Raw genomic sequence first — 6,706 nt, forward strand, 5'->3', positions numbered from 1 at the left:
TTCAGTCGCCGTAGGCCACGCGCGCCAAGGCCCGCGCCAGCTCCCAGGCCGGGTCGACCAGCGGCAGGCCTTGCACGCTGTCTGCGCCTGGCAGCGCCAGCGGTATTTCGGTGCAGCCCATGATGAGCGGCACATCGCCATGGCGGGCGCGCATGGCCTGGGCGACGGCGGCAAAGTCGGCGCGGGCCTGGTCCATGCGGTCGGCCTTCACACCCTGGTAGATGCCGCGCATCAGCAGTTCGCGCTCAGCCTCTTGCGGCAGGTGCACGGTGATGCCGCAGGCGGCCAGCGCCTGGTCGTACAGGCCAATACGGTAGGTGCCTTGTGTGGCCAGCAGCATGCAGGCCTGCTGGCCTTGCTGTTGCAGGCCCTCGGCCACCACGCGCGCAATGTGCAGCAGCTGCAGCTGCGGGTAGGCCTGCTGCAGGCGCCCATGCCAGGCATGGGCGGTATTGCAGGCCACGGCCACCGCCCGGGCGCCCACCGCCTGGAGCTTGTCCAGGCCCTGGCACATCATCGCGAACGGGTCCTCTGCGGTCTCGGGCGCCAGCAGCGCGGCGCTGCGGTCCGGTACCGGCAACTGGGCCAGCCAATGCATGGGGTAACCCTGGTCGGTAACAGCGGCGCCGCTGGCCCGCAAATGGTCTGCGCAGGCCTGTACAAACAGGCGCACAAAATCAGCGCCCGCTGCCGGGCCCATGCCGCCCAGAATGCCTACGGTGGAAAGCGTCATGCCGAACTCCAGAGAAAATGAAAAATGGCCCGTTGCCGGGCCATTGCAGTGCGTGCCGTGCACGACACGGGATTGTCCATCAGATCGCAGGCTTGTCGCTTTGCGCCGTCAGATTGTCCTTGAGTTCCTTGTTCATCGGCAGACCCAGCGCCTGGTTCTTCGGTGGGATGGGTTGCATGAACCACTTGTCGTACAGCTTGGTGAACTCACCGGACTTCATCATGCCGCCGATGACGCCATCGACGATCTTCTTGAAGGCAGGATCGTCCTTGGGCAGCATGCAGGCATAGGGCTCGACTTGCAGCGCATCGGCCACCACTTCGTAGGCAGCAGGGTCCTTGGAGTTGGCCTTCAAGCCGTACAGCAGGATGTCATCCATCGCAAAGCCGGCAGCGCGGTCGTTTTCCATCAGCAAGAAGCCATCGGAATGGTCCTTGGCCAAGGTGATGTTGATGTCCAGCTTCTGGTCGGCGCTGTACTTGCGCACCACAGGCAGGTTGGTGGTGCCGGTGGTGATCGCCAGCGTCTTGCCCTTCAGGTCGGCCCAGCTGTTGATGCCCGAGCTCTTCTTCACCGCCACGCGGGTGCCGGTGTAGAAGTAGTTGATCGCGAAATCCACGTCCTTGTTGCGGGCGCTGTTGTTGGTGGTGGAGCCGCATTCGAGCACGATGGTGCCGTTCTGGATCAGCGGAATGCGGTTGGCCGAGGTGACCGACTGCCACTTGACCTTCAGGTCGGGCTTGCCGATTTCCTTGCGCACGGCATCGGCCACGGCGTTGGAGATGTCCACCGAGAAGCCAATGGCGTTCTGGCCACCGGAGAGGTAGCTGAACGGCACCGAGGATTCGCGGTAGGCGAACGTGATTTCGCCCGAATCCTTGGCCTTGGCCAGCACATCGGCAAAGGCCGAGGGCAGGCAGGCAACGGCAGCGGCAGCACAGACCAGCGACTTAACAAACTTCATGGTGAACCTCCTTGAATCAATCAATGCAAACAGTGTAGAAACCAGCGCTTTGTTCCAACAATGCCTTTTTGGGACAGGCCCATAACGCTTGGTTATGGTGCATGGCATACCGCAAAGGTGAAGAACCGCTGTACCTATAAGCAAACGGCATGCCTGTTGCCCATTTTGCTATGCGACAGCCTGAATTCAAGCGCCTATATTTAAGGGTTTTCAGGGGGTGTTCCATGCAGGTATGCATTCTGGGTGCGGGAATTGTGGGTTTGGCGGCCGCCTATGAGCTGCACCAAGCTGGGCACCAGGTTACGGTGGTTGACAAAGCCTCACATGCGGGCAGTGGCACCAGCATGGGCAATGGTGCGCAGCTGAGCTACAGCTATGTGCAACCCTTGGCCGACCCTGCCATCTGGAAGCAGCTGCCCAAGCTGCTGTTCAGCAGCGACTCGCCGCTCAAGTTCCGCCTGCAGGCCGATCCCCAGCAATGGAAATGGGGCCTGGCTTTCTTGGGTGCCTGCAATGCCGACCGGTCTGCGGCCAGCACCCGCACATTGCTGCAGTTGGCCGCTGTCAGCCGCCAGCGTTTTGAGGCCATGCAGACCCAGGTGGGCGGCGACTGGGACTACAGCAGCACCGGCAAGCTGGTGCTCTACCCCAGCGAGGCTGCCGTGCAGTCGGCGCGCCACCAGCTCGAGGTGCAAAGCCAGCTGGGCAGCGCGCCCCAGCGCATCGTCAACGCCGATGAAGCCGTCGCGCTGGAGCCCGCGCTGGCCGCCTACCGCAGCCAGTTTGCCGGCGCCGTGCACACGCCCAGCGAGTGCGCCGCCGATTGCTACCAGGTCTGCCGCCAGCTCGAAGACTGGCTGCGCCAAAAAGGGGTGAAGTTCATCATGGACACCCCCATCCACAGCCTGCGCCGCGAAGGCGGCAAGATCGTCGCGCTGCAGACGGCGCAGGGCGATATCGAGGCCGAGCACTTCATGGTTGCGCTGGGCGCGGACAGCGTGGCGCTGTGCAAGCCGCTGGGCGTGGATCTGCCGGTCTACCCGCTCAAGGGCTACAGCATCACCCTGGATGTGGCAGCAGCCGGCCACAAGGCACCGACGGTGAGCATTACCGACAGCGCACGCAAGGTGGTGTTTGCGCGCATTGGCGAGCGCCTGCGCGTGGCCGGCATGGTGGAGCTGGTGGGCCACGACCTGCGCATTCCCCAGGACAAGATCCAGAGCCTCTGCGCCTCCACCGAAGCGGTGTTTCCCGGCTGCAGCGATTTTGTGCAGGTCCAGCCCTGGGCCGGCCTGCGCCCTGCCACGCCGACTGCCGTGCCGATTGCGCAATCGGCAGGCGCGGGCAATCTGTGGATCAACACCGGCCACGGCGCGCTGGGTTTTACCTTGGCGTTTGGCACGGCGGCACAGCTGGCCTACGAGATCGGCCAGGCTGCCTGAGCCGCGCCATCACGCAATCGCACAATCGCACATTGGCGCAATGGCGCAGCGGCCTACAGCTGCGCCGCCAGCACCTTCTGCATCTCGCGCGTGATCGCCTTGACCAGCAGTGATTGCGGCTGCGAGACCGCGCGGATCGCATTGACCGGCACCTGCAGGCCGGGCACCAGCGGCAGCACATCGACCTTGCTCGCATCGGCCGACAAGGCGGTGCAGCCATCGACCATGGCCACACCCAGGCCGTGGTGGGCCATGGCCAGCGCCGTGTGGTAGGTCTGCACGGTCACATAGTGGTTCAGGCCGGCGCTCGATTCCCGCGCCAGCTGGCTCAGCAGCATGCCAATCGGGTCCTGCGCATCGAGGCTGATGGTGGGCACACCGGTCAGGTCATCGAGTGAGAGGCTGCCCGCGCGCAGCTTGAAGGGCGGCAGCATGCCCTTGGGCACCACGCAGACCATGGGCACGCGGGCGAGGTTCTCCTGCTGCAGGCTGGCCTGCTGCACATTGCTCAGCACAAAGCCGACATCGGCCTCCTGCATCATCAGCGCCGAGACGATCTGCGGCGAATGCAGCGACTGCAGGCTGACGCTGACATGCGGGTGCTTTTGCTTGAACTGCGCCAGCGCCCGGGGCAGCACCTCGTGGCCCAGCGCCAGCACGCTGGCAATGCGCAGCGAATCGCTGTCGCGGCCCTGGCGCAGGCTGTCAGCGAGGCGCTGCACCTCTTCGAGCTGGGCAAACAGCTTTTCCATGTGCGGCAGCAAGGCCAGCGCCTCGCTGGTCGGCGCCAGCCGCCCCTTGCTGCGCTGGAACAGCGCAAAGCCCAGCTGCAGCTCGGCATGCTGCAGGGTGCGGCTGACGGCCGGCTGCGAGATGTTGATGAGGCGCGCCGCAGCGCTGACGCTGCCGGTGTGCATCACCGCGTTGAAGACTTCGATATGGCGCAGGCGCATGGGCGGGGCCTCGGGGGTCAGCGGCCCGCGCCGATGTTGTTGTCGCCGGGGCCGCCGTGGCCATCATCGGCCTGCATGCGCGCCAGCCGTGCGCTCTTCCAGTACACATCGTCACCGCCATCGACGCGGTTGAGCACGCGGGCCAGCACGAACAGCAGATCGGACAGGCGGTTGAGGTACTGGCGCGGTGCGGCGCGCATGGCCTCACCCTGCTCCAGCGCCACCACCATGCGCTCGGCGCGGCGCGCGACGGTGCGGCAAACATGAGATTGCGCCGCCGCACGCGTGCCGGCGGGCAGAATGAATTCGGCCAGGCGCGGCAGCTGCGCGTTGTAGTGCGCCAGCGCAGTGTCGAGCTGCAGCAATGCATCGTCCTTGAGCAGCTCGTAGCCGGGCATCGACAGCTCGCCGCCCAGGTTGAACAGCTGATGCTGGATATCGACCAGCAGCTCGCGCACATCGGCGGGCAGCGGCTCGCACAGCAGCAGGCCGATATGGGAGTTGAGCTCGTCGACATCGCCCATCGCCTGGGGCCGGCCGCTGGCCTTGGAGACGCGGCTGTTGTCGCCAAGACCGGTGCTGCCATCGTCACCGGTTCTGGTCGCAATTTGGGAGAGACGGTTGCCCATGGGTAATCCTTGTAAAGCAGCGGTGAACCAGGGCCTATTTTCTGTTACCGGCACAGGAAATATGTAGCCGAGGCAACACTAAGCAAAAATGATAGCAAAACCGGCCGATTCCGGGTTCAATAGAGCCATGTCTGAATGACGAAAGGATCTACAGATGTCTGGCAAGTTTTTCGCCCATTCCTTTGACGCCCGCAGCGTGATGCTGTTTGCATCGATTGCGGTCACATCGGCAATGGCCAGTGCCCAGCCGCTCAATAGCAGCCAGCAACGCATCGGCCAGGCCGCCAGCGGCAGCCGCATTATCCAGGTTGAGCGCCAACTGGGCACCCATGACCCACGCCGCCACCAGGCGCGCCAACCGGTCAAAAAGGCGCTCTGACCCGGCAGCCACTGCCGGTTTTTCCGAACTCTCCCCCTCCCCGCTACGGCGGGGTTTTTTCATGCCCGGCTGCAGCGCAGCGGACAGCCATGAAAAGCCGGCGGTGCTATTCTTGGCTCCCGCCCTGGAGAACCCGATGAACGCGCCCACCTCCCCCCACATTCTGGCTGCAGCGCAGCGCCCCATTCCCGATGCCTTCATGGCAGCGCTGAGTGCCCGTTTTGGCAGCCAGTGCGTCACCTCGCAGGCCGTGCGCGAGCAGCATGGCCGCGACGAAGGCTCCATCACCGCGCCGCCTCCGGCCGCCGTGGTCTATGCCCAGTCCAGCCAGGATGTGCAGGATGCCGTGGCGCTGTGCCACCAGTACGAGGTGCCCGTCATCGCCTACGGCGCCGGCTCGTCGCTCGAAGGCCATCTGCTGGCCGTGCAAGGCGGCATCAGCATCGATGTGAGCCGCATGAACCAGGTGCTGTCCATCGACACCGAGGACCTGACCATCACCGTGCAGCCGGGCATCACCCGCAAGCAGCTCAACGAGGCGATCAAGGACACGGGCTTTTTCTTCCCGATCGACCCGGGCGCTGACGCCTCCATCGGCGGCATGGCATCGACCCGTGCCAGCGGCACCAATGCCGTGCGCTACGGCACCATGCGCGAGAACGTGCTGGCGCTGGAGGTGGTGACCGCCAGCGGCCAGCTGATCCGCACCGGCAACCGCGCCAAGAAAAGCGCGGCAGGCTACGACCTGACGCGGCTGATGGTGGGCAGCGAAGGCACCCTGGGCATCTTTACCGAAATCAGCCTGCGCATCTACCCGCTGCCCGAAGCGGTGAGTGCCGCCATCTGCTCGTTCCCGACCATTGAAGCGGCCGTGCGCACCGTGATCGAGACCATCCAGATGGGCATCCCGATTGCGCGTGTGGAGCTCATTGATGTGAATGCGGTGCGCATGGTCAATGCCTACAGCAAGCTCGATCTGCGCGAGGAACCGATGCTGCTGATGGAGTTCCATGGCTCGCCCACCGGCGTCAAGGAGCAGGCCGAGATGGTGCAGGACCTGGCGCGCGAGCATGGTGGCAATGCCTTTGAATGGGCCGAGCGCCCGGAAGACCGCACGCGCCTCTTTACCGCACGCCACAATGCCTACTTTGCGGCCGTCTCCAGCGTGCCGGGCTGCCGCTGCATCACCACCGATACCTGCGTGCCCATCAGCCGCCTGGCCGATGCGCTGCTGCAGTGCGTGACCGAGGCCGATGCCAGCGGCATCCCCTACTTTCTGGTGGGCCACGTGGGCGACGGCAACTTCCACTTTGGCTACCTGATCGACCCGGACAACGATGCCCAGCGCGAGCAGGCCGAGCAGCTCAACCACCAGCTGGTGCAGCGCGCCATTGCGCTGGGCGGCACCTGCACCGGCGAGCATGGCATCGGCGTGCACAAGCAGGGCTTTTTGCTGGAAGAGGCCGGCGAAGGCGCCGTCGCCATGATGCGCGCCATCAAGCAGGCGCTGGATCCCAAGAATATCCTCAACCCAGGCAAGATCTTTCAGTTGGGCTGATCCATACCAGCCACCCAGTGAAAGGCCCGCGCAACCAAGCGGTTGCGC

Annotated in this window: 7 protein-coding genes; 3 read left to right on the forward strand and 4 right to left on the reverse strand. The window is 64.7% G+C overall.

Annotation, left to right across the window (positions count from 1 at the left end; all coding sequences use genetic code 11):
- Position 1: 1 nt before the first annotated feature.
- Positions 2-733: an aspartate/glutamate racemase family protein gene (locus WH265_RS21210; RefSeq protein WP_339559573.1), complete on the reverse strand. Its 732-nt coding sequence runs from the start codon at positions 731-733 to the stop codon at positions 2-4.
- A 79-nt stretch (positions 734-812) separates the two neighbouring features.
- Positions 813-1,697, reverse strand: coding sequence for an amino acid ABC transporter substrate-binding protein (locus WH265_RS21215; RefSeq protein ID WP_021027896.1), 885 nt, complete (start codon positions 1,695-1,697; stop codon positions 813-815).
- A 224-nt stretch (positions 1,698-1,921) separates the two neighbouring features.
- Between WH265_RS21215 and WH265_RS21220 the strand changes: the two genes are divergently transcribed.
- The gene (locus WH265_RS21220) at positions 1,922-3,139 is read left to right on the forward strand and encodes a D-amino acid dehydrogenase (protein WP_339559574.1); all 1,218 of its coding nucleotides are present in this window, start codon (positions 1,922-1,924) and stop codon (positions 3,137-3,139) included.
- Positions 3,140-3,192: 53 nt separating this feature from the next.
- On the opposite strand, the gene WH265_RS21225 is transcribed toward WH265_RS21220, so the two are convergent.
- Positions 3,193-4,092 carry a LysR family transcriptional regulator gene (locus WH265_RS21225; RefSeq protein WP_021027898.1) on the reverse strand — a complete coding sequence of 300 codons (900 nt, stop codon included), beginning with the start codon at positions 4,090-4,092 and terminating at the stop codon, positions 3,193-3,195.
- 17 nt (positions 4,093-4,109) lie between these two features.
- Positions 4,110-4,721 carry a cob(I)yrinic acid a,c-diamide adenosyltransferase gene (locus WH265_RS21230; protein ID WP_339559575.1) on the reverse strand — a complete coding sequence of 204 codons (612 nt, stop codon included), beginning with the start codon at positions 4,719-4,721 and terminating at the stop codon, positions 4,110-4,112.
- 154 nt (positions 4,722-4,875) lie between these two features.
- Between WH265_RS21230 and WH265_RS21235 the strand changes: the two genes are divergently transcribed.
- Both WH265_RS21235 and WH265_RS21240 read left to right on the forward strand, forming a co-directional pair.
- On the forward strand, positions 4,876-5,100 hold the full coding sequence (locus WH265_RS21235; RefSeq protein ID WP_312987182.1) for a hypothetical protein: 225 nt from the start codon (positions 4,876-4,878) through the stop codon (positions 5,098-5,100).
- A 136-nt stretch (positions 5,101-5,236) separates the two neighbouring features.
- Complete coding sequence (locus tag WH265_RS21240; RefSeq protein WP_339559576.1) at positions 5,237-6,658, forward strand: FAD-binding oxidoreductase; 1,422 nt, start codon at positions 5,237-5,239, stop codon at positions 6,656-6,658.
- The last annotated feature ends 48 nt before the right edge of the window (positions 6,659-6,706 follow it).

The organism is Comamonas sp. MYb396 (assembly GCF_037479555.1).
GTDB lineage: Bacteria > Pseudomonadota > Gammaproteobacteria > Burkholderiales > Burkholderiaceae_C > Comamonas.

Coding starts and splice junctions, on each gene's coding strand:
- WH265_RS21210 (WP_339559573.1), bottom strand. CDS start 733: ATGACGCTTTCCACCGTAGGCATTCTGGGCGGCATGGGCCCGGCAGCG.
- WH265_RS21215 (WP_021027896.1), bottom strand. CDS start 1,697: ATGAAGTTTGTTAAGTCGCTGGTCTGTGCTGCCGCTGCCGTTGCCTGC.
- WH265_RS21220 (WP_339559574.1), top strand. CDS start 1,922: ATGCAGGTATGCATTCTGGGTGCGGGAATTGTGGGTTTGGCGGCCGCC.
- WH265_RS21225 (WP_021027898.1), bottom strand. CDS start 4,092: ATGCGCCTGCGCCATATCGAAGTCTTCAACGCGGTGATGCACACCGGC.
- WH265_RS21230 (WP_339559575.1), bottom strand. CDS start 4,721: ATGGGCAACCGTCTCTCCCAAATTGCGACCAGAACCGGTGACGATGGC.
- WH265_RS21235 (WP_312987182.1), top strand. CDS start 4,876: ATGTCTGGCAAGTTTTTCGCCCATTCCTTTGACGCCCGCAGCGTGATG.
- WH265_RS21240 (WP_339559576.1), top strand. CDS start 5,237: ATGAACGCGCCCACCTCCCCCCACATTCTGGCTGCAGCGCAGCGCCCC.